23 protein-coding genes and 1 tRNA gene are annotated in these 21,422 nt (G+C 55.9%); 7 read left to right on the top strand and 17 right to left on the bottom strand.

All coding sequences use genetic code 11. The features are described 5' to 3' along the window. Nucleotides 1-9: 9 nt before the first annotated feature. From yihA to rpmH, 8 genes are all read right to left on the bottom strand, one after another. Nucleotides 10-660 (bottom strand): ribosome biogenesis GTP-binding protein YihA/YsxC, encoded by a 651-nt coding sequence (gene yihA / locus RLO149_RS16175; RefSeq protein ID WP_013963173.1) that lies wholly within the window; start codon nucleotides 658-660, stop codon nucleotides 10-12. Then, nucleotides 660-1,400 carry an MOSC domain-containing protein gene (locus RLO149_RS16170; RefSeq protein WP_013963172.1) on the bottom strand — a complete coding sequence of 247 codons (741 nt, stop codon included), beginning with the start codon at nucleotides 1,398-1,400 and terminating at the stop codon, nucleotides 660-662. Before RLO149_RS16170 ends, yihA begins: the two co-directional genes overlap by 1 nt. Further along, a complete protein-coding gene (gene yidC, locus RLO149_RS16165; RefSeq protein ID WP_013963171.1) occupies nucleotides 1,397-3,217 on the bottom strand; it encodes a membrane protein insertase YidC in 1,821 nt (606 codons plus the stop codon). The genes RLO149_RS16170 and yidC overlap by 4 nt, the downstream gene beginning before the upstream one ends. Before the next feature lie 172 nt (nucleotides 3,218-3,389). Beyond that, nucleotides 3,390-4,937 (bottom strand): putative bifunctional diguanylate cyclase/phosphodiesterase, encoded by a 1,548-nt coding sequence (locus RLO149_RS16160; protein ID WP_013963170.1) that lies wholly within the window; start codon nucleotides 4,935-4,937, stop codon nucleotides 3,390-3,392. A gap of 119 nt (nucleotides 4,938-5,056) precedes the next feature. Further along, nucleotides 5,057-5,881, bottom strand: a complete 825-nt coding sequence (ttcA, locus tag RLO149_RS16155; RefSeq protein WP_013963169.1) for a tRNA 2-thiocytidine(32) synthetase TtcA — start codon at nucleotides 5,879-5,881, stop codon at nucleotides 5,057-5,059. 116 nt (nucleotides 5,882-5,997) lie between these two features. Then, nucleotides 5,998-6,234 carry a membrane protein insertion efficiency factor YidD gene (gene yidD / locus RLO149_RS16150; protein WP_013963168.1) on the bottom strand — a complete coding sequence of 79 codons (237 nt, stop codon included), beginning with the start codon at nucleotides 6,232-6,234 and terminating at the stop codon, nucleotides 5,998-6,000. Continuing rightward, the gene (gene rnpA / locus RLO149_RS16145) at nucleotides 6,231-6,644 is read right to left on the bottom strand and encodes a ribonuclease P protein component (protein ID WP_013963167.1); all 414 of its coding nucleotides are present in this window, start codon (nucleotides 6,642-6,644) and stop codon (nucleotides 6,231-6,233) included. Before rnpA ends, yidD begins: the two co-directional genes overlap by 4 nt. Nucleotides 6,645-6,669: 25 nt before the next feature. Further along, nucleotides 6,670-6,804, bottom strand: coding sequence for a 50S ribosomal protein L34 (gene rpmH, locus RLO149_RS16140; protein WP_013963166.1), 135 nt, complete (start codon nucleotides 6,802-6,804; stop codon nucleotides 6,670-6,672). Between the two features lie 301 nt (nucleotides 6,805-7,105). Between rpmH and RLO149_RS16135 the strand changes: the two genes are divergently transcribed. The 4 genes from RLO149_RS16135 to RLO149_RS16120 all read left to right on the top strand — a co-directional run bounded on the left by RLO149_RS16135 (nucleotide 7,106) and on the right by RLO149_RS16120 (nucleotide 10,872). Further along, nucleotides 7,106-7,837 (top strand): TVP38/TMEM64 family protein, encoded by a 732-nt coding sequence (locus RLO149_RS16135; RefSeq protein ID WP_013963165.1) that lies wholly within the window; start codon nucleotides 7,106-7,108, stop codon nucleotides 7,835-7,837. A 1-nt stretch (nucleotide 7,838) separates the two neighbouring features. Further along, on the top strand, nucleotides 7,839-9,257 hold the full coding sequence (locus RLO149_RS16130) for a dihydrolipoyl dehydrogenase family protein (RefSeq protein WP_013963164.1): 1,419 nt from the start codon (nucleotides 7,839-7,841) through the stop codon (nucleotides 9,255-9,257). Between the two features lie 11 nt (nucleotides 9,258-9,268). Then, nucleotides 9,269-10,675 (top strand): sensor histidine kinase, encoded by a 1,407-nt coding sequence (locus tag RLO149_RS16125; RefSeq protein ID WP_013963163.1) that lies wholly within the window; start codon nucleotides 9,269-9,271, stop codon nucleotides 10,673-10,675. A gap of 120 nt (nucleotides 10,676-10,795) precedes the next feature. Further along, nucleotides 10,796-10,872, top strand: a tRNA-Arg gene (locus RLO149_RS16120). Here RLO149_RS16120 and RLO149_RS23230 read toward each other — a convergent pair. The 8 genes from RLO149_RS23230 to RLO149_RS16080 all read right to left on the bottom strand — a co-directional run bounded on the left by RLO149_RS23230 (nucleotide 10,835) and on the right by RLO149_RS16080 (nucleotide 16,251). Then, nucleotides 10,835-11,332: a hypothetical protein gene (locus RLO149_RS23230; protein WP_148264382.1), complete on the bottom strand. Its 498-nt coding sequence runs from the start codon at nucleotides 11,330-11,332 to the stop codon at nucleotides 10,835-10,837. The genes RLO149_RS16120 and RLO149_RS23230 overlap by 38 nt on opposite strands. Beyond that, nucleotides 11,286-11,582, bottom strand: coding sequence for a hypothetical protein (locus RLO149_RS16115; RefSeq protein WP_013961423.1), 297 nt, complete (start codon nucleotides 11,580-11,582; stop codon nucleotides 11,286-11,288). The genes RLO149_RS23230 and RLO149_RS16115 overlap by 47 nt, the downstream gene beginning before the upstream one ends. Further along, nucleotides 11,582-13,195, bottom strand: coding sequence for an IS66 family transposase (tnpC, locus tag RLO149_RS16110; protein WP_013961422.1), 1,614 nt, complete (start codon nucleotides 13,193-13,195; stop codon nucleotides 11,582-11,584). Before tnpC ends, RLO149_RS16115 begins: the two co-directional genes overlap by 1 nt. A gap of 61 nt (nucleotides 13,196-13,256) precedes the next feature. Next, nucleotides 13,257-13,604, bottom strand: coding sequence for an IS66 family insertion sequence element accessory protein TnpB (gene tnpB, locus RLO149_RS16105; protein ID WP_013961421.1), 348 nt, complete (start codon nucleotides 13,602-13,604; stop codon nucleotides 13,257-13,259). Then, nucleotides 13,601-13,969, bottom strand: a complete 369-nt coding sequence (gene tnpA, locus RLO149_RS16100; protein WP_013961420.1) for an IS66-like element accessory protein TnpA — start codon at nucleotides 13,967-13,969, stop codon at nucleotides 13,601-13,603. The genes tnpB and tnpA overlap by 4 nt, the downstream gene beginning before the upstream one ends. 37 nt (nucleotides 13,970-14,006) lie before the next feature. Beyond that, nucleotides 14,007-14,483 (bottom strand): recombinase family protein, encoded by a 477-nt coding sequence (locus tag RLO149_RS16095; RefSeq protein WP_044025396.1) that lies wholly within the window; start codon nucleotides 14,481-14,483, stop codon nucleotides 14,007-14,009. 476 nt (nucleotides 14,484-14,959) lie between these two features. Further along, entirely contained in the window at nucleotides 14,960-15,574 is a 615-nt protein-coding gene (locus RLO149_RS16085) for a hypothetical protein (protein WP_013963160.1), read from the bottom strand. Further along, complete coding sequence (locus tag RLO149_RS16080) at nucleotides 15,571-16,251, bottom strand: DNA methyltransferase (protein WP_013963159.1); 681 nt, start codon at nucleotides 16,249-16,251, stop codon at nucleotides 15,571-15,573. Before RLO149_RS16080 ends, RLO149_RS16085 begins: the two co-directional genes overlap by 4 nt. 494 nt (nucleotides 16,252-16,745) lie before the next feature. Here RLO149_RS16080 and RLO149_RS16075 point away from each other — a divergent pair, with 494 nt between their 5' ends. Then, on the top strand, nucleotides 16,746-16,994 hold the full coding sequence (locus tag RLO149_RS16075) for a hypothetical protein (protein WP_013963158.1): 249 nt from the start codon (nucleotides 16,746-16,748) through the stop codon (nucleotides 16,992-16,994). Nucleotides 16,995-17,919: 925 nt separating this feature from the next. Beyond that, on the top strand, nucleotides 17,920-19,776 hold the full coding sequence (locus RLO149_RS22945) for a methyl-accepting chemotaxis protein (RefSeq protein ID WP_013963155.1): 1,857 nt from the start codon (nucleotides 17,920-17,922) through the stop codon (nucleotides 19,774-19,776). Between the two features lie 315 nt (nucleotides 19,777-20,091). Here RLO149_RS22945 and RLO149_RS16060 read toward each other — a convergent pair whose 3' ends face one another. Then, nucleotides 20,092-20,637, bottom strand: a complete 546-nt coding sequence (locus RLO149_RS16060; RefSeq protein ID WP_013963154.1) for a tetratricopeptide repeat protein — start codon at nucleotides 20,635-20,637, stop codon at nucleotides 20,092-20,094. Nucleotides 20,638-20,775: 138 nt separating this feature from the next. Between RLO149_RS16060 and RLO149_RS23815 the strand changes: the two genes are divergently transcribed. Further along, complete coding sequence (locus RLO149_RS23815; protein ID WP_044025394.1) at nucleotides 20,776-21,408, top strand: hypothetical protein; 633 nt, start codon at nucleotides 20,776-20,778, stop codon at nucleotides 21,406-21,408. The last annotated feature ends 14 nt before the right edge of the window (nucleotides 21,409-21,422 follow it).

Genomic DNA, 21,422 nt, shown 5'->3' with positions numbered 1-21,422 from the left:
TGGGGCGTGTCAGGTCAGGTCGGTGATAATCGAACGCAGTGTGGGAATGCCCCATCCCTTTTCACTCGAGGTGACAACAAGTTCCGGGAAGGCGGCGGGGTGTTTTGACAGGGCGTTGCGCACCTGATCCAGCACCTTTTCGCGTTCTTTTTCCTTGACCTTATCGGCCTTGGTCAGAACGACCTGAAAGGTGACGGCGGCACTGTCGAGCAGGCTGAGGATTTCCTCGTCCACTTTTTTCGCGCCGTGCCGGGCGTCAATCAACACAAAGGCGCGTCGCAAGGTCTGGCGACCAGACAGATATTGCTTCAGCAGCCGTTGCCATTTTTCGACCACCGGCACCGGCGCGTTTGCATAGCCATAGCCAGGCAGATCGACGAGGTAATGGCTCTCACCCGCGGTAAAGAAATTGATTTCCTGCGTACGCCCAGGGGTGTTGGAGGCGCGCGCAAGACCTTTGCGACCGGTCAGTGCGTTGATCAAAGAGGATTTGCCAACATTTGAACGCCCGGCAAAACACACCTCCATCCGGTCAGGATCAGGCAGGCCGGACATGGCGACCACACCCTTTACGAATTCCGTTTCGCCCGCAAAGAGCAAGCGGCCCTTTTCGAGCGATTGCTGGTCAGGGTCCTGCGCGACCGGGAAGGGCAATTGCATCACAGCACCTCAATCTGATCGCCGACGCGAATGGTGCCACCTTGTTTGACCTCAGCGCGGACAGAAAAGTCCTGATGCCCCCAAGTGTCCAGCGCGGCCAGCGTATCTGCATCGCGCATGCCGGTGTCCGGATTGGCTGTGGTGGCAAGGCAACGATCAGTCCGTTCGCGCACCGTAAGAACGCAGTCGCCGATGCGGACGTCCTTGCCGAGCCAGTCAAATTCAACCCATGGCGCGTCGGTTTCAAACCAGATGTTGCCCCGCCAGCGGTGGATTGACAAAGGCTGGTTCATTTGGGTTTCGACGGCTTTATGGGACGCGTGGTTGCACAGGGTGACCGAAGGAAAATCGCTGTCGGTAAATCCACGCCCCTCCAGCCTGATAATCCGTTTAGGCAACGCCCGGTCCTGAGGAACAAGGGGGCTGACCCAAGCGATAAACGCATCCGTGCCGGTATCCGGGTTAAACGTCAGGTCCGGTCTGTCGGGGTGTGACAGGGTGAGGTCACCCGTCGCTTCGTTCAGGCTGGACGTAATCGCCATGAGGTTTGGCGCCTTGGACACGCGGCTGAAGTTGGCGCAAGGGACCCACATGCTGCCGTCTGCTTTTGATGCCTCATGCGCGACAGCCCAAAGCCGGTCAAACGGCATGGACTGTCCTGCTGTCAGGGTCGTTTGCCGCAACGCCTCGCGCCCGTGGCTTTTGAGCGGATGGCGCAGCAACGTTGTGATCGTGGTCATTTCGAGTCGGGTTTTGTTTTCTTCTGAAACCCGCCTTTTATGTTGCCAAACACATCCGGTTTATACCCCTGGCTGCGCATGATCATATACTGTTGCGCGAAGGTTATCGTGTTGTTCGCGATCCAGTAGACGACCAAGCCACTGGCAAAACCGCCGAGCATGAACATGAAAACCCACGGCATCCATGCAAAGATCATCTGTTGTGTCGGGTCCGTGGGGGCGGGGTTGAGTTTTTGCTGCATCCACATCGAAATACCCAGCAAAAGGGGCAGGATACCGATGAAGATCAGCGCCATGATTGACCCCGGCTCTGGCCCGTCAAACGGCAACAGACCATAGAAATTCATGATCGACGTGGGGTCCGGCGCGCTGAGGTCCTGAAACGGCCCGAAGAAAGGCGCGTGGCGCAGTTCGATCGTGACGAAAATCACCTTATAGAGCGAAAAGAAGATCGGGATCTGGAGCAAAATGGGCAGGCAGCCCGCAGCCGGGTTTACCTTTTCCTTCTTGTAGAGCTCCATCATGCCTTGCTGCATCTTCTGACGGTCGTCGCCAGCTTCTTCTTTCAGCTTTTCCATCTGCGGCTGAAGCTCTTTCATCTTCGCCATGGAGACATAGGATTTATAGGCCAGCGGCAGCAGGATCGCCTTGATGATCAGGGTCAGACCGATAATCGCCCAGCCCATATTGCCAATGAACGCGTTGAGGTAATGCAGCAAAAAGAAGATCGGCTTGGTCAGGAAAAAGAACCAACCCCAGTCGATGCTGTCGATGAAACGATCGACGCCATCGGTTTGATAATTGCGGATGGTTTCCCATTCCTTTGCCCCTGCAAAAAGCTGGGTTGTGGCGCTCACGGATGTGCCCGGGGCCACTGTTTGCGCCGGAAGGACGGTTTCGGCCTGATAGATATCGGCACGGGGGCGGTATTTGGTCGTCAGTCTTGCCGAGGCGCTTGGATCAGGGATCAGAACCGACATCCAGAAGTGATCGGTGAAGCCGATCCAGCCGTTCAGTACGTTTTCAATACGTTCTGCGGGCACGCCTTCTCTTTGATCTACCGGGAATTCCGGGATGTCGTCCCAGTTGGTTTCGGTCAACTCGCCATCTGCCATCGCGACGACGCCTTCATGCAGGATGAAGAAGTTCTTCAGATCAGCCGGCTCACCATGACGTGCAAGGATACCGTAGGGGGCCACCGTCACCGGGGCATCCGACGTATTCGCCACCGATTGCGTGATCTCGAACATGTAGTTGTCGTCAATCTCAATGATGCGGGTAAAGGAGAGGCCCGCGCCATTGTTCCATTGCAGCGTGATGGGTGCGTCAACCGAGAGGATGTCGCCGTCGATGACCTGCCATTCGGTATCCGGGCCGGGCACTTGGGATGGGTCAACGCCCGCGCCAGCAGCCCAGCCATAGAGGGCGTAATAGGCCCCGGGGCTGCCCACGGGGGAGAGCATCGTAACGATATCCGCATCGTCCTCTTGGGTTTCGCGGTAGTCTTTCAACGACAGATCGTCGATCCGCCCGCCAAGCAGTGAAATGGAGCCCTTCAGGCGATCCGTGGCGATTTCGACGCGTGGCGCTTCTTCAAGCGCTGCGGAGCGGGTTTCGCCCTCGATCACCACGGATGGCGCGGTGTCGGATGTCACGGATGGCAGGCTGCCTGTGGCAGCATCGGGTGTCAGCTCCGTGGAGGTCTCACTGGTGAGCGGTATCTCAGGTTCGGGTGGGGGGAATAGAACAAACCACACCAGAATCACAACGAAACTGAGTGCTGTTGCAAGAATTAGGTTCTTGTTTTGGTCGTCCATCGGGGCAGCCACCTGCTCTGTTGAGTATCAGCGTGGTTCAACAGAGTGTCGGCACAAAGGTCAAGCAGATTCGAGGTTTTCCCCATGATCTGCTACCGATCGTCGCTTGCAGCAGCGCTTGCTTGTGTTTGGACGGGTGGCAGAGCGTTTCGGTTTGCCGAAATGAGCCGTTTTAACGGGACTTGTTGGTCAGGATCTGTGGCGTCGCTTGCAGTTTTGCGTTGTGATTGGCGATCCAATCCAGCGTTTGGTCAAACGGCATTGGTTTCCCGATCCCGAAGCCTTGCACATGATCGCAGCCCAGTTGAGCAAGCAAAGCGTGTTCGCCGGCAGATTCGACGCCTTCGGCCAGTGTTTCCACCTCAAGCCGCTCTGCCATAGTCAGGATAGCGCTGATCATGCGTTGTTGTTCAGGGTCGCGGTCCGCTTTTATGACAAAAGAGCGATCTATTTTGATTCTGCTTACGGAAAACCGGCGAATGGATGAAATGGATGCGTGCCCCGTGCCGAAATCATCAAGGTCAATCCGGCAGCCAAGTCTGCTCAGGCCATTGATGTTGCGCGTGATTGTGTCGTCCGGCGAATTTGCAACAACGGTTTCCAGAACCTCGACGGCCAGGCGTTCCGGGGCAAGATCAAACCTGTCCAGCTCCCAGGTTATTTTGTCGACAAGTTTGGGATTGCTTAATTCCGGGCCCGCAAAGTTCACACCAACCTGCGGCACGTGCACGCCAGCGCTGTCCCATGCTTTCAGGGCGGTGAACGCATGGAACATCATGACTTCCGCGAGCTTTTCCAGCATCCCGGCCTGTTCAATGGCGGTCAGAAAGGCAGCCGGTGAAACCATGCCACGATTAGGGTGGTTCCATCTTGCGAGGGCTTCAAATCCGGTGACAAGTCCCGTGTCAGTCGATATCTGAGGCTGGAACCAAGGTCGAATTTGCCCTTTTTCCAGCGCCTGAACGACTTCTTCGCGCTGTTCTGCGCGAATTTCTGACTTACGTTGCATTTTGTCTGAGTAGGCGCGTACCGCTCCGGGGCCGTTCAGATGAGCCTCCCTGAGCGCGTGGCCTGCCGCTGCCAACCACGCGTCGCCAGAGCGCGAAATCACCTTTGTTTGCTGGCAAAATCCCACTGAACTGGTAACATGAACCGAGATGCCATCGACGGGTATGGGTTCTTCCAGAGCGGCCTGAATCCTGCCTGCAAGCTGGATGCACAGTTCAAGATCCATCCGAAGCACCGGCTCAAGACATACCGCGTATTTGAACGTATCCAAATGCGTGACGGCATCCCTGTCACGCGTTACAGCAACAATCCGGTCGCCGGATGTTTTGGAGATGAGATCAGCCGCGGTCTGTCCATATCGTTCAACCAGCGCCGTGTGATCGTCGATTTCAATCTGGAAAGCGGCAGAGATCAATCCGTCCGCACGCGCATCCTTGAACCTTTGCAACACGATGTCCTGAAAGTCATCGCGCTGCATCATGCCCATCACCGAAGTTTGGGTAACCGGGGTGGAAGCTTCTGGGGGTTTTGCGCGGGTCAGGATGACGAGTACGGGAAAAAACAAGGCAGTGACAATCAACGCCACTTCGCCAGCATACCAATACAGCCCGAGACATACTGCAGGAATGAGAGCGAGGCTTTTCGGGCTAAATACACATGCGCCAAGTCGGACTCGTGCTGAGGCGACGGCCTCTGCCAGCACTTTGAACATGTCATCCCTCTCGTAAAAGCGCTTTGCGCAGCAGTAAACGACAGAAACCTAGCCCAAACAGAATGACGTCTCGGTTAACAACCGGATGATTATTACTGCGCTATTGCAGAAAACTTGAATTATTTTCGCATTAGACCGAGAAAGTCGAACAACTCCGTGTCCAAAAGGTGCGACGGGCGTGCATGCGTCAGTGCCTTGAACATGACCTGCCGGCGTCCGGGGCTGTTTTTCTCCCAACCCTCAAGGATGGCCTTGACCTGTTGGCGCTGCAAGCCATCCTGACTGCCGCATAAATCGCAAGGGATGATCGGATAGTCCATTGCCGTCGAAAACCGATCGCAATCGACTTCACTGACATGCGCAAGCGGGCGGTAAACGAATAAATCACCTTCTTCGTTCACCAGTTTTGGCGGCATTGTTGCCAGCCGCCCACCATGAAAGAGGTTCATGAGAAATGTCTCGAGTATGTCGTCGCGGTGGTGCCCAAGAACGACAGCGGAACACCCCTCTTCGCGCGCGATACGATACAAGTGACCGCGCCTCAGGCGAGAACAAAGCGCGCAAAGCGTCCGCCCTTCAGGCACTTTATCCATCACGATGGAATAGGTGTCCTGATATTCAACACGGTGCGGCACGCCCATCTTTTCCAGAAAAGCGGGCAAAACGGTCGCTGGGAAACCCGGCTGTCCCTGATCCAGATTGCACGCGAGCAGTTCAACCGGCAGCAATCCGCGCCATTTCAATTCGTAAAGGACCGCGAGTAGGGTGTAGCTGTCTTTCCCGCCGGACAGACAGACCAGCCATTTTGCGCCTTTTTCGATCATCCCATAGCGATCAATCGCTTCGCGCGCCTGCCTCACGAGACGCTTGCGCAGCTTGCGAAATTCAGTTGTCTTGGGTGCCCCGTCAAAAAGCGGGTGAATTTCATCTGAATGATCGAGCATCAGCGGCGTCCTGTGGTTGGCTTGACGTTCTATACCGCGGGAACAGATGAACCAAAAGAGCCTCGATATCCGTGAATTTTGCCCAATGGCAAGGGTTGGCGCCTTGGATTACAGGGTCAGGGTTTGCGCGAACGTTCGGGCACGGGGTCATAGCCGCATTTCCCCCACGGGTGGCAACGCAAAATGCGCCGCAGCGTCAGCCAAGCACCGACCAAGCCCCCGTGCTTTTGCAAAGCTTCGAGGGCGTAGGCGCTGCAGGTTGGTTGGTAACGACAGTTGTATCCGACCCATGGGCTGAAAATCAGTCGATACGCGCGCACAGGCAGCGCAAAGAGATGGGCCAGCGGGCTCACCTTGGCGCTTTGTGCAGTTTGTCCAACGCGACGCCAAGATCATCCATCAACTGGGAAAACGACCGCTGCGCCGTCTCTTTAGCGCGTCCGATGAAAACATAATCGACACCCTGCTGACCATGATCGGTCAGCGTGAGCCGCGCGATCTCGCGCAGGCGGCGTTTGGCGCGGTTCCGCGCGACTGCATTGCCGACCTTTTTGGAACAGGTGAACCCGACGCGGATGCCCTCCGCTTCGCTTGGCGTGCGCTTACGCATCTGAAGGATGAAGCCGGGGGTGACAACACGCGGCGCACGGGCCGCGCGCAAAAAATCGGATCGCTTTGTAATCCGCGTCAGACCTGAAGAAACCGCCGGAAGGGGAGCCCCTTTGGCGGTTGATTTCAAAGGTTTGACATGCAGCGGCATCATCTATCGTGACCCCGTTGGGATCAGATCAGGCGCTTAGCGACTTGCGGCCATGTGCACGGCGTGCGTTCAAGATCTTGCGGCCTGCTTTGGTGGCCATACGTGCACGAAAACCGTGGCGCCGCTTGCGCACGAGGTTTGAAGGTTGAAAGGTGCGTTTCATCGCTCCGTCTCCATTTTAAACTTCGGAGCGTGGCGGAATCGCCCCGCATCCGGTCATATTCGAAGCCCGTCGTCTAAAGCGCATCTGACGGCAAGTCAAACCCTCACGCCGGGATATTTGCACCGTTTTGCAATAATTCGACCACGCGGGCAATGAAGATGTTTCAAGAACCGGCGTGACGCAGGGTAAAACCGTCCATGCCTGTCACGCCACATCAAGCGCGCGTGAGGGGGCTATCGCCACGTCGGCCCAAGCGTCATGTAAAGTGTCAATTGCAACCGGGCTGCAAAAGGTGACAGTAATGCTTGAGATGACACAAACCCAAAAATCCGGCTGGACGCGCCGCTTGCCACTGCTCCTTATACTGTTGGTGGCAGCCGTTGGTGCGTTCACGCTCAAGGACTACCTCTCGTTCGAGGCATTGCGCGACAATCGTGAGGCGCTGATTGCGGTGCGCGACAGTAACTTCGCGGTAACCGTGCTGGGCTTTCTGCTGACCTATGTTGTGATCGTTGCATTCTCACTGCCTGGCGCATTGATCGCAACGCTGACGGGCGGCTTTCTGTTCGGCACGTTTGGCGGCTCCGCGCTAAGCGTCACGGCCGCGACGCTGGGGGCGACGGTCATTTTTCTGGCCGCGCGGAACGGTTTGGGTGAAAAGCTCAAGGCGCGGATGGATGCAGCCGATGGCACCGTGGGCAAGATTGCCAAGGGGCTGGATGAAAATCAGTGGTCGATGTTGTTTTTCATGCGGCTGGTGCCTGTGGTGCCGTTCTTCGTGGCCAACCTCGTTCCCGCTTTTCTGGCGGTGCCGCTGCATCGCTATGTCATCTCGACCTTTCTGGGGATTATCCCCGGCTCGCTTGTGTATTCATCGGTGGGTGCGGGGCTGGGTGAGGTGTTCGCCCGAGGCGAGACGCCCAACCTCGGCATCATCTTTGAACCGCATATTTTACTGCCGATCCTGGGGCTGAGTGCGCTATCGGTGCTTCCCGTCCTCATCAAGGCCATCACTGGCAAGAAAGACCTCTGACATGAAACGTATCAAAACCGATGTCCTGATCATCGGCGCCGGGTCGGGTGGTTTATCTGTCGCCGCGGGTGCCGCCCAGATGGGGGCTGATGTTGTGCTGCTCGAAGGGCATAAGATGGGTGGCGATTGTCTGAATTTCGGCTGCGTTCCGTCCAAGGCGCTGATTGCCAGTGGCAAGGCGGCGCAAAGCCAGCGCCACGCGTCGCAATATGGCGTCGCCAATGGCTCGGGTGCGGCTGATTATGCCGCCACCAAGGACCACGTGCACGACGTCATTGCGCAAATTGCGCCGGTCGACAGTCAGGAGCGGTTCGAAGGTTTTGGCATCAACGTCATCCGTGAGTACGGGTGTTTTATCTCGCCCACTGAGGTGCAGGCGGGCGAGACGGTGATCACCGCCCGCCGTATCGTGATCGCCACAGGCTCATCACCGCTGGTGCCGCCGATCCCGGGGCTGAGCGATGTGCCTTTCGAGACAAACGAAACAATTTTCGATCTGCGCGACAAGCCAGAACATCTGCTGATCATTGGCGGCGGCCCGATTGGCATGGAAATGGCACAGGCGCACATCCGTCTTGGCTGCAGCGTGACCGTGATCGAAGGGGCACAGGCCTTGGGCAAAGATGATCCCGAACTGGCGGCGGTCGTTCTGGACAGTCTGCGCGCGGAAGGCGTCATGATCAGGGAACAGACCAAGGCAGCACAGATCAAAGGGGCGGCAGGTGCGATCGAAGTTATCAGTGAAACTGGCGAAACGATTGCAGGCACGCATCTTTTGATGGCCGTGGGGCGCAAGGCGAATATTGACAACCTCGGGCTCGAGGCAGGCAAGATCAAAGCCAAGGGAAACGGAATTGAGGTAGATGCAGGTATGCGCACCAGCAACCGCAAGGTCTATGCCATTGGCGATGTGGCAGGCGGGCTGCAGTTTACGCATGTGGCGGGGTATCATGCGGGTGTGATCATCCGATCCATGCTCTTTGGACTGCCGTCAAAGGCCAAGGTGTCCCACATCCCATGGGCGACCTATACGGAGCCTGAACTGGCGCAGGTCGGATTGACCGAAGCACAGGCGCGCAAGGAACATGGGACCGCTCTGGAGGTCGTGCGCTTTGACTATGCCCATAATGATCGCGCCATTGCAGAGCGCAAGACCACAGGGTTCATCAAGCTGATGGTGCACAAGGGCAGACCGGTGGGCGCGTCCATCGTCGGGTATCAGGCGGACGAGTTGATCAACCTCTGGGCGCTGGCGCTGGCCAACCGTATGAAGATGAGCCAGATCGCCGCCATGGTCGCCCCCTATCCCACCATCGGAGAGATCAACAAACGCGCCGCAGGGGCCTATTACAGTCCGCGACTTTTCGACAATCCCAAGGTCAAAAAGATCGTGGGGCTTGTTCAACGCTACATCCCGTGAAAATCTGACATATGTTCAATTCGCTTTCAGGTCGTCTCATCATTCTGACAACCATCTTTGTGATGATTGCAGAAGTCCTGATTTTTGTGCCCTCGATCGCGCGGTTCCGCGAGGATTATCTCAACAATAAGCTGGAGCGGGCGCAGATCGCGTCGCTGGCCCTGCTGGCGGATGATATGCTTGACGGCGAGCTGGAAAAGGAGCTGCTGGAAAACGCGGGCGTTTTCAATGTGGTGCTGCGTCGCGATCAGGTGCGCCAACTCGTGCTGTCCTCCGATATGCCGCAAGCCATCGCGGCCACATATGACATGCGAGACAACTCCGCTGTGGTCTTGATCCGCGATGCGCTGGCACGTTTTGTCTCACCGCAAAACGAGGTGATCCGCGTGATCGGGGCGCCTGTGCGGGATGCGGGCCTGCTGATCGAAATCACGATGGAGACTGATCCATTGCGGATGACGATGATAGATTATGGCATCCGTATTCTGATCCTCTCGGCTGTGATTTCGGTTATCACCGCCTCTTTGCTGTTCGTGGCGATGCGGGCACTGTTGCTCAAGCCGATCAAACGGGTGGTGGGGGACATGCAGAATTACGCCGCAGCCCCCGAAGATGCGCGCCGCATTATTGTGCCCTCTGCCAGTGTGACCGAGTTGCGCGAAGCCGAAGAAGCGTTGCAAAAGCTGGAAACCGACCTGACGCAGGCCTTGCGCCAAAAGGAGCGGCTGGCGCAGCTGGGTAGTGCTGTGAGCAAGATCAGCCACGATCTGCGCAATATCCTGACCTCGGCTCAGCTATTCACGGACCGGATCGAGATGAGCGAGGATCCGACCGTCAAGCGGATGGCTCCCAAGCTGGTGGGCTCGATCACACGGGCAGTTCATCTGTGCGAAAGTACGCTGGCGTTTGGCAAGGCCGAAGAACCAAGCCCGACGCTCACGCGGCTTGCGCTGCGCGATCTTGTTGATGAAGTGATCGATGGGGAGGTGCTGGCGATCGGTGATCATGATGTAGAGATCGTCTGTAAAGTCCCCGCAATGATGATGGTGCGTGCAGACCCGGAGCAGCTTTACCGTGTCATTGCAAACCTGATGCGAAACGCACGTCAGGCCATCACTGCGACCAGTCAGCCGGGACAGATCAACATCGAGGGCAGGGAGGACGTGGGTGCCTGGTATCTCGATGTCGCAGACACAGGTCCGGGTTTGCCCCCAAAAGCGCAGGAGTTCCTGTTTGCTCCTTTCCAAGGCGGCGCGCGCAAAGGAGGATCAGGCCTTGGGCTCGCGATTTCCGCCGAGCTCGTCAAAGGTCACGGCGGTATCCTTGATTTGGCGTGGACCGGACCGGACGGCACGTGTTTCACCATTACGCTGCCCAAAGGGGACGGCACATTGCCCGATCGGCAGCTGGATACATAAACTGCGCGGAGTCCGCCGAGGCCGCACATACAGGCCGAAAACGGGGGTGAAAAAATGACAGCAATTTTGATGCCTTTGGGCTTGCATAAATCATAAGGCATCACTAAACCACGCGCTAGTGGACCGATAGCTCAGCTGGATAGAGTACTTGACTACGAATCAAGGGGTCGGGGGTTCGAATCCTCCTCGGTCCGCCATTTCTTTTTCAGGGTCAGAAAGATCGCCTAAGACCTTGAAAGGTATGGTGGTTTTGGCGGTTCGGAATCCTTTTTTTCGTGCGTATGGCAGTGGGCTGGCGAAGACCAGTTTTAGAAGCGTCTTGCGGTCCTTTGGGTGCTTGGAAACCCAAAGATTCCAAGGGTTTGCGAGAAAATTCATCGCGGTTCGGAATTCAGTGTCAAAGTCCGATACGGATGTCGGAGCTTTGGTAAGATTCTCAGCGATTAGTGCTTTTTGCGCCTCCAGCTTTTCCAACTTGCCTTCGTAAGCGCGGATAGTCGCCGGGCTGTCCGTTTCAATGAGCCTGTCCGTGAGTTTTCCAATCTTGGCGTCCAAGGCTTTCAGGGCGTTCTTCTGGCGGTGGTGCTGTGAGACGGTAACCGCTCCATTGTTACCGCGGTGATTTAGCCTTGATGCGGGCGACAAGTTCGGCGTCATCTACGAAGTCATCAAGGAATTCATGCCAGGTTTTGGTGATTGCGCGGGCGTCGCCGATCATGTCCTTCAGCTCCGTGATGCCGTCGTCGGTCAGTGCGGAGACGGTTTCGTCAGCGCCGGCATATACGCTGACGATGTTGCCATATGTGAGGTTGTCGTCGTTGGAGATGATCGCTTCGAGAAGCTCGACGTCCTCGCTCAGCATTTTGGCGACATAGTCGATGGTGCAGACATGTGTCACCGCAGCCATCAGGCAGCCTCTGAATGGGTCGCGTTCAGCGGTGCCCAGTTCCACGGCAGCAACTCATCCAGCCGGTTGACCTTATGATCGTGAATGCGGTCGAGAATGTCAGCAAGATAGGCCTGCGGGTCGAGACCGTTGAGCTTGGCCGTTTCAATGACCGTCATGGCGCGTGCGAGAGTTTCTGCACCGGTATCCGCCCCTGCAAATAGCCAATTTTTTCTGCCGATTCCAATCGGGCGCAGGGCACGCTCGGCGGGATTGTTGTCGATGGCCACACGACCGTCAGTCAAGAACAGGCTGAACGCATCCTTGCGGCTCAACCCATACCTGAAGGCTTTGGCCAGATCACTTTTGCCGGGAATGCGCAGGAGTTGTTGTTCAGACCAGGCAAAGAAGGCCGTGACCTTTGGCTTGCTCAACTTTTGCCGCGCGGCATGACGGACGTCAGCGGGTTGACCGTTGATGTCACGCTCAATGTCGTAGAGCTTGCCGATCCGGTCGAGCGCCTCGCGGGCGATCTCGGATTTGGTCGATGCCCAAAAATCATGGAAGTCACGCCGCAGATGCGCCCAACAGGCCGCTTCGCGTAAACGCGGCACGCCACCCGGTTCAGGCACGTAGAGTTTGGCATATCCCTTATAGCCGTCGGCTTGCAGAATGCCGCGCGCGTCAGCCAGATGGCTAAGGACATGCTCTTCCTTCCAGTCTGGCGCAAACCGATAGACGGCACCGGGTGGTGAAGTCCCCGCCCAGGGGCGTTGGTCCCGCACATAGGCCCAGATCCGGCCTTGTCTGACCCCTTTTCCAAGACCCTTGTCGCGCTTTGACCGATCCAGCACCCGGATCGGCGTATCGTCCGCATGCAGCAGATCGCTGCCCATGATGTCGGCCTCGATCCGCACTATAAGCCGCGACAGGGTTTTCATTGCCCGCCCACACCAGCCAACAAGCGTGCTTTCTGGGATGTCGGCACCCATGCGGGCAAATATCTCGTGCTGACGATAGAGGGGAAGGTGATCATCAAATTTGGAGACCAAAATGTGGGCCAGCAGGTTTGGTCCCGCCATGCTGCCCGAGATCGGGCGGCTCGGTGCGGGCTCCTGCACCATCTTTTCGCAACGACGGCAGGATTTCTTGATGCGGGCGATCTGGATGACTTTCATCTGCGCCGCGATCATATCCAGCAACTCGCTGACATCCTCTCCCACCACGCGCAGATCACCACCACAGTCAGGACAGCACGTGCCAGGATCAAGCTCATGGCGCTCCCGCAGGGTCGTATCCGAGACGCGCGGGCGGCGGCGCAAAACGGGCGCATCGGCAGCCTCTTGCGAGGGTTCGTCCAACCCTTCATCGATGGGCGCATCATCGGTTTCGGCCACGGCAACCAGCAAGTCTTCGAGCGCCAGTTCAAGTTGCTCGATCTCGCGTTCAATCTTTTCCGAGGACTTGCCGAAAGCCAGCTTCTGGAGTTTAGCGATCCGTAAACGAAGCGCCTGGACCAGCTGATCATGGACCCGCAGCGTCGCCGAGATTTTGGCGTTTTCAGCCTGTAGTTCTGCGATCATCGCCCTCAATACAGCAGGATCATCGGAGAGGTTTTCAGCGGGTTTCGACATGCGTCTGATTACCAAAAAGCAGGCTGAGGCACCATATAAATAACGCCCATACAGACGTAAATCACCCTACACGCGCGGGCGGAGCGCCCCAATCCGGACGTCGCCAGTCGATCCCTTCCCAGAGCATCGCAAGCTGCGCAGAGGTCAACCGCGCAGAACCATCTTTGGCGCTTGGCCATGGAAATCGGCCGCGCTCTAGAACCTTGTAGTACAGGCAAAACCCTTGGCCATCCCAATACAGCAACTTCAGCCGATCACCTCGCCGCCCCCGGAAAGCGAACACCGCACCACCCGCCGGTTTCTGACGCAGCACATCCTGGGTCAAAGCCGAAAGGCCCGCGATGCCTTTCCTCATATCCGTGACGCCACAAGCCAGATAGACCCGAACCCCAGTTCCCGGACCAATCACGCCGCGTCTACCGCGCGGATCAGTCGTGTCAGCGCGGCGGCGTCCACGGCAGTGTCAAATCGCAAACAACGTCCATTGCTCAAGCGAAGCTCCACAGCAGATGGCGGCGTGGGCTCAGGCGGTGGTGTCACAGCCTCTGCAATATGGAAGTCAATTGGCAGAAAAACTGCACCCTCGCCGGTGGGCCACAGCCCCTTCTTCTTAAGCTCATGTCGCCATCTGTAAATCTGCTGGCGCGTCACATCGTGCCTATGCGCAACATGCGTGACAGTCGCCCCGTCAATTCCGACGGATGAAACAATCGCCAACTTGTCATCGTCATTCCAGCGACGCCGACGCTCAACACCTAAAACCTCACCGCGCATGACACCCTCCACATAAGACACGTCACTAACGACGTCGTTATGCACGTGTCTTAACGCAACAAGCCAAAATCAGGCAGGCGGTACCAATCGCGCGGTTACGTGAGACGCCGGCCAGCATGTTTTCGATCAGCTGGCTATCGCTGTCATCGCCAAATTCAATGGAGGGGCTTTCCAGCGTTGCACCAACCGAGCCGATGGCACCGCGCAGCTTCCAGTGTGCTTCGACACCGCGCGCGATACGCGAGATGTCGTCAATAATGGCGACCGGATTTTGGTGGCGGTGTTTGCGCAGCCATGCGAGCATTTCTTTCATGGCCGGGCGATCTGCAATGCCGCCCGACACGCCCTCTTCGCGGAAAACGGCGGCAACTTCGTGGCCTTTGTAAGTGGCATATTCGCGGCAGCGCGCTTCCTGGGAGCCGAGGCCGTCGCCCTTTTTGACTTGGCGCGTGCCAGAGACCCGGCAATAGATGGCGGCGATGGTCGCGCCCTGTGTGTTTTGATCCGAGGTCATGGCGTCTCCTTTGTCTGCGGGCTGTGGCCACAGTCTATCTGATTTGGGTGTGCAAGGGGATCACTCAGTAAGGCACTTTGCGCCGATAGATGTGGATGACGTCTGGCAATGGCGCGATTCACAAGGGTTTGTGAGATGCTCCATAAATCATCGAGCGTTGCGTCTTCCTGATCCTTCGGAAGATTTCTATGTGCGAGGCTCGCACGGTATTTTTCTGGGTCGTAAGTCATGGCAATATCTTTCCCGCGCGGCTGGGGCGAGAGCCAGAGCCGCGCGATTTTTTGTGAAATGGGAATGGATACAAAAACGCGCCCGCAGCTTTGCCGTGGGCGGATCACAGCGTGATCAGCGGCAAAATGCGGGCGCAAATGTAGGATTAATATCCTATATTTGCCACAAAAACAGATATTTGTCCAATAAAATGAATGATTTAGAATATCGGGGAGTTCTCTCGCTATGTCTTAAAGTAACGCGGATCAATACTCACAAGCCGCCCCCCTTAAGACCTGCTGAACATGCGTGGCAATGATCTTGCGGACAAACCCGTCAACGGTGAGACCCTTCGCAGGCGGCACAGAGCACCCCAGAAAACTGCGATAGCCTGTTTCGCTGATAAAAGACCGCAGCGGATCAATCGCGCGGGTAGAAAACCCGACATAGGGCATCGACGCTCCGCCAATGCCAAACATGCCCTTGGCGTCGATCTGCGCGATCAATGGCGCATCCGCCGTTTCCAGCGTGATTTCAAAGCGCCCGTTCTGACCGCATAGCGGCACCGCGCCGGGCGATGCGGCGCACTGCGCGGCAAGCACGCATCCCGGCGCTGTTTGCCCCGCAAGAATGCCCGGCTCGCCATTGTTGAGCTTGAGCGCCAACAAATGCGCCTCCTTGCGGATGGCAATTGCTGCCTCAAAATCGTTTTCCAGCATGGCCGCGTGATGCTCTTTGATCTGCTGGCGATGATACGCAAAGGCCTCCGATGCCAGCGCGGGCAAATGCTGCGTTTCCTGTTCAAACTTGAGGCGCTTATTGTCCTGCGCTGCTGTGTCCAGCAATGCATCAAATCCAAGTTGTTCGCTTTGATAGGTCATGCCGCCACCTTTTGGTATTGGGTGGCTTGTTCTGCACGATACCGCCGCGCCTCTGTCAAACGCGCGCGCGCGGTCTCGCAATGGGCTTTTTCCAGCTCAATCCCGAGATAGTCCCGGCCATTCAAGACCGCCGCAACCGATGTAGAGTCTGAGCCTGAGAACGGATCACACACCAAATCGCCCGGCTTTGAGAAACACCGAACAAGCGGCGCAAGTATTTCAACGGCTTTTTCCGTGGGGTGGCGTTTATTGCCGGAATAGACCCAGCCTTGCACGCTACTCATCGGGCGCGCAGGCTTTGCCGGATTGCCTTTCGCCAAGACATAGGCGCTTTCATGGCGATACTGCGTAAAGCCACGCCGCGATGTGTATTTCTTGCTCCAGACAATCTCACTGACGATCTTAAGCCCTGCCGCCTCCCATGCTTGCGTGAATTGGGGCAATGCTGACCAGCCAGAGAAACAAATCGCATAACTACTTTGCTTCATTGCTCGCGCCATCGGCTCAAACACCGGCAACACACCGCCCAGATTATTGTCGTTCTGCAAACTGCGGCCTTGGCGGTCTTTGTAGTTCACAAGATACGGCGGATCGGTGATCACCAGATCAACACTGCCCTCTTCGATGGTTTTTAAAACTGCGGCGGCATCGCCGTTTATGATTTGGTTGTTTTGCATTGTCCTGTTTCCTTCCTTGGGTTTAGGGGTTGCGCATGCAACTCTTGCCCTTCGGCGAGAAGCGGGGGTGCAAACGGAAGGGAAAACCGGAAAAAGAAGCTCTGTCTTTGTCGGAGGCTCACGTGCCTTTTGAGGGCGCGGGAAGCCGTTAAAGCAAGCTTCTCTTCGATCTGTTTGTAATGAAGTGCGCTCGGGGCGGCAGTCCCAAGACTTTCTTGCGTGAGGGACCAAAGCCGAATGGCCAAGACGCTGAGCGCAGCGATGGGCGGCTTGGTTCACGCGGGCCCGGCCTGAGCATCGCGAAGGAGCGCATAAATTGCACAGTTGGGATCCGAACTACAAATCTCACCAATAAAGTTGGGTAACTAAGAGCCTCAATTCAAAACAGTCCCGCTGAAACGTTCATGATGTTTCCCAGCATGCGTTTGTGTGTATTGAGTATTCGGGACACGTGAAACTTTGAAATAGGTCAGCAATTATGCCGCAATACTTTCATGATGAATGGAACGTACACGCTGTCTTATGCTCATATCGACGTAACAGAAACTTTCACAACCGCAGTTGATGCGGGGGCTGCGTTTAAGAGAGCAGTTCCCGAGCACAGGCCGCGCGTGATTTTCAGCGATGGTAAATCTGCCAAGCTCATCGCGACAACCCATTGGGTTTTAGACAAGCCGGAGAAATTCGTTCCTAAAAGAGCGGATGAAGATTTTAAAGCAGGCTATCTAAACTTGCTGGGCTGAGCTGGCTTAGTAGGAAACGAATGACGTCAAGAGAATATAGCTATGATAGATTTACCGGCACGGGCGGGTGTCAGTGTTGCGGCAAAGCATTGGTCGATTAGTATCTAAGTTAAGGGAATGCGATTATCGCCGTTGTTTGTGAGTACACACGCGGTGCAGCGAAAAGTACCTGATCTTAGACCTGCCTTTCGTCGATCACGCGGCGAAGGTGTCAGGAGAGCCCAAGGTGACCGATTCTGCAACAACGACGAACGGCCGCTGTTGGGGAGCTACAAGGTAATTCCGGAGGACTCGCCAAGGTACGCCCCGGGCAGGTATCCGTCAGGCGTATCCTTTATCTGTATACCTTTTCGAAAACGGCAACACATTTCCAATACATATGTACCCACGAACAGGGGAAATGCCTGCACTTGCAAACGAAACAAAGCGACTTCCTGCGAGAACAATATCCTTAGCATGTCGAAGAGCGTTTCTGGACCTTTCTTAGCCTGCAAAAGAAAGTCAGAAAATTTCGCGCACTCAATTGTACTGAGAGCTATCGCGAATTAACCGAAGCGAAAGACACTTTCGGTATCCCCTCACGAATGATTAAATCTTCGCTTTGGATAATCTGTATCTTCGTGTTTACGCTGGCCGTTGGGCCATTGTCCGTCGTCGCGTCCCAGTCGGGTCTTCCCGACAAAGCTGGTGTCTACTTGGTTTTCGAATTCGGATCATCAGCGAGTCTAACTAGGGACATGTCATCGTCTGGAGCTCAGGAGCTCGGACCAATTCGCCCTCCGCTGTCACGGATGATCCTTGCATCCCAAACGGCACACGATCAGCTCCAAACCTCTGGCTACACAATGATACCCGCCAGTGCCTTGGCAGCGCTCTGCGGCATTGAAATCCCAAAAATCAACCAGGTTCCGAGGATCTAGTTCTCATGTTTGTATCAAAACAGTCTGCGCCAGCCCGTATGGTATTTGGTATTGCAGCTTCGTTCATTCCATGTGCGATGCTCACCGCATTCCTGATTGGTGGAAGCCTGTTGATGACAGCCGTTGTTTCGGGAGCTTTTGTCAGTCTGGGTTTCATAATGGGGTGGAGCCAACCAAAGCTACTAGCCGTCGGCGCAGCTGTCGCTTTGATTGGCCAGGCCATTGCATTTAACCAGGCATTTCAGGGGCACCCCTGGCAGATTGATACCCACATGCTGTACTTTGCCCTTCTTGCAATTTTGGTGAGCTTGCGCAGCGTGCCAGCCGTGTTGATCGCCGCTGCAATCATCGCGGTCCATCATGTTTCAATGACGATACTGATGCCATCCTTAATCTATCCGTCAGGCGGGTTTCTTGAAAACATCAGACGTACCACGTTTCATGCCGTGATTGTCGTTCTGGAAACTGCAGCTCTTGTCTTGACGGTCGTTCAGTTGCAACGGCTCAATAACGAGATGCAAGTCAAAGCAGATGAGTTGGAGGAGAGCTTGAAACTATCTGACCAAGCACGTCATCAAGCTCAAAATGCACAAGAAGAAGCTGAAGCAGCCAAACAGGAGGCGGAGACCGCTGCACAACGTGAAGTCGATATGGCGAAGGAAAAAGAAGAGGCGGATCATAAGGCAGCCGAAGAGAGGGAAGCCATGATGATCGACCTTGGGAATTCATTCGGCACCGTTGTGGAAGCCGCTATCGACGGTCAGTTTTCCAAACGAGTGGATGCGAAATTCTCTGATCGGATCCTCAATGAGCTTGCAGAGAACATCAACCAATTGTTGGGTGCCGTGGATCAGGGTCTTTCCAGAACCGGTGAAGCGTTGGAACGTGTTGCCGGTGGGGATCTGACGAAGCCTATGGACGGCGATTTCCGAGGAGCGTTCGGCCATCTACAGAAGAATGTGAACAATATGATAGACGGGCTTAAGTCTCTCATCGTTGATATTTCGGGTAGCGGTAACACGCTTGTCTCATCATCAGTTGAGTTGCGCGATACTTCCGAAGCACTATCAAAACAAGCTGAACAGAATGCAGCTTCTCTGGAAGAGACGTCCGCGGCTCTCGAGGAACTTTCTGCAAGTATCAAGCAGGTCAGCGGGAGCGTCGAAGACGCAAGCAAGAACGCACAGACAGCGCGTGATACGGCCCAGTCTAGTGAAAAAGTTGCAGCTGATGCCGCCGACTCAATGGCAAGTATCGCTGACGCTTCAAAAGAGATTACCCGTGTGGTCGGTATGATCGAGGACATTGCTTTTCAGATTAATCTGCTTGCGTTGAATGCTGGCGTTGAAGCGGCGCGCGCGGGAGAGGCTGGTCGTGGCTTCTCTGTAGTCGCCTCTGAGGTCCGCCAACTCGCCCAAAGAGCGGCCGAAGCTTCAAAGGAAATAGCAGCTGTGATCACAAAAAGTGATGCAGCGGTTTCTGAGGGTGTTGAAAAAGTCTCCGGCGCGAAGTCTTCGCTGGAAGCGATTGCTGATAGCGTTGTCAGCATCTCGAAAGGGGTTGAGGAGATATCCACCGCAATATCAGAACAGGTGAATGGCATCGGCGACATTACAACCGCAGTAAGCCAAATTGACCAAAACACACAGAAACAGGCGGCCTCATTTGAGGAAGTCACAGCTGCTAGTGCCTTGCTCGCAAGCGAGGCTGATAATTTGAAGCAATCGACGGCAAGCTTTCGGACAGGCGAGGAAGCTAAAGTTGTCAAAATGGACAGACCAGCCCAGGCTCCAGCGCAGCCCAAAAGTGCCGTCGCAGGTGGCGGTGGACGTGCGAGCCACGACGGCTGGGACGAATTCTGATTGCTCTTACGGCAAGGCAAATTGCTCCCAACGTTGTTGCTACGTCTAACTCTTTTTGTGAAGAAAGGATGGCTATTTCAGTCAGCGAAAATAAATGAGAGCGGCCATCGGGGCGAGTGCAGCGAAAACCGTTCTGTTTCGCAGTCTGTAAGTTCATGCTGAACCCGGCCAAAGACCGGTTCCATGTATCGCTGCCATTCGCTTTGGCCCACCCCGATGAGCAAGTTGCGGTACAAAGCAGGCTTTAAACTGCTGTAGTGAACGTCCGCTTCGCTCATAAAACTTAATGCAACCCTGCACCTGACAGCGCTAACGTCAGCGCATCCGCTTCTTTCTGAACGGGATACGGAAACATGCGTTTTGAGTCGGCAAGGCTGTACTTGGGCGCGATTTTTTGATCCTCGCAGTACCCTGCTTTGCGCCCTCGGTGTCACCAAGTTCCCAGAGAGCGCGCACCATTTGAACCCGTGCCGGATCGAATCGCGAGACGCGATCCAGCACGGATTGAAAGTGCCCTATGGCCACCTCTTGCTCTCCCAACACGAGGTTTCGATGACCTTGCGGGATTTCCCAACTGGGCGGTAGAAAGCTGTCTTTCGAGAACACAGTTTCCAAAAGTGGCCCAGCGTTGTACGGGCGTGCAAGGCGGTTCATCGTCTCGCCATAGGCCAGATAAGTCTCGGGGTTGTCTGGGTCGCGCATCAAGGCGGCATCAAAGGCAGCGATGGTTTCCTGAGGCCGCCCAAGATAGCCCAGCACCCAACCGAGCCGCGCGTATCCGAGTGCCGCGACGTCGTTTCGCCTGATGGCCTCGCGCGCAAGACCCTCTGCTGGATCCAGCGTTTTGTCACTGCCGGGCAATCCAAAACAATAGAGCGTTGTGCGGCAATAGGCCTGCTGTGCATAGGCGTTGGCAAAATCAGGGTCCAGCTCAGCCGCTTTTTCAAAGTGCGAAAGCGCTTCGATAAAGGCTTGAGGTTCATAGCGAAAATAAGCTTAGTGGCCTTTTTGGTAAGCATCATATGCCTGAGAATCTACAGTGCCGCGCCGCTGTTTGGCTGGTCGGGTTTGATCCGGCGCGATCACGGCGAGCAAACGGTCTGCGATCAGATATTGACCAGCCTAAAGACTTTCCTGAGACAGATCAAAACGCCCGGCCCAGATTTGCCGCTGCCCGTTTCCATCGAGGATGGCCGCACTCACACGGGTGCGTGTACCGCTTTATCGTATGCTGCCATCAACAATGTGCGTGACGCCGTAGATGTCCTCCGGCACCGCATCTCCGAACGCTTGGGTCGTGTTGTAGGACAGCACGTTCAACGCATCGTGTCGCGACAGGCTGTGGATCAGATCTTCTGTCACACCATCTGCAAGATAATCGAGTGCCGCGTCCTCTCCGCTGGATCGGAAGGCGCGGACAAGGACAGTTGGAAGCGGCTCCGAGGCTCTTTCGGGATTTCTGGAAATAACATCCGCGACAAAGCGAAATCCGCGCCCGTGGATCGTCTTGATGATACGGGTATCGCGGTCGGTGTCGCCAAGCGCAATCCGAACAGCTTTGATCGCCCCGGAAATCGCTCAGTAACTGATCGCTCGCCCTTGCCAGATCGCTTCAACCAGATCGTCCTTTGACACAACGCGATCCC

Origin of the sequence: Roseobacter litoralis Och 149 (assembly GCF_000154785.2) — a bacterium.
Classification (GTDB): domain Bacteria; phylum Pseudomonadota; class Alphaproteobacteria; order Rhodobacterales; family Rhodobacteraceae; genus Roseobacter; species Roseobacter litoralis.
This window is presented reverse-complemented; position numbering and strand designations above follow the sequence as displayed.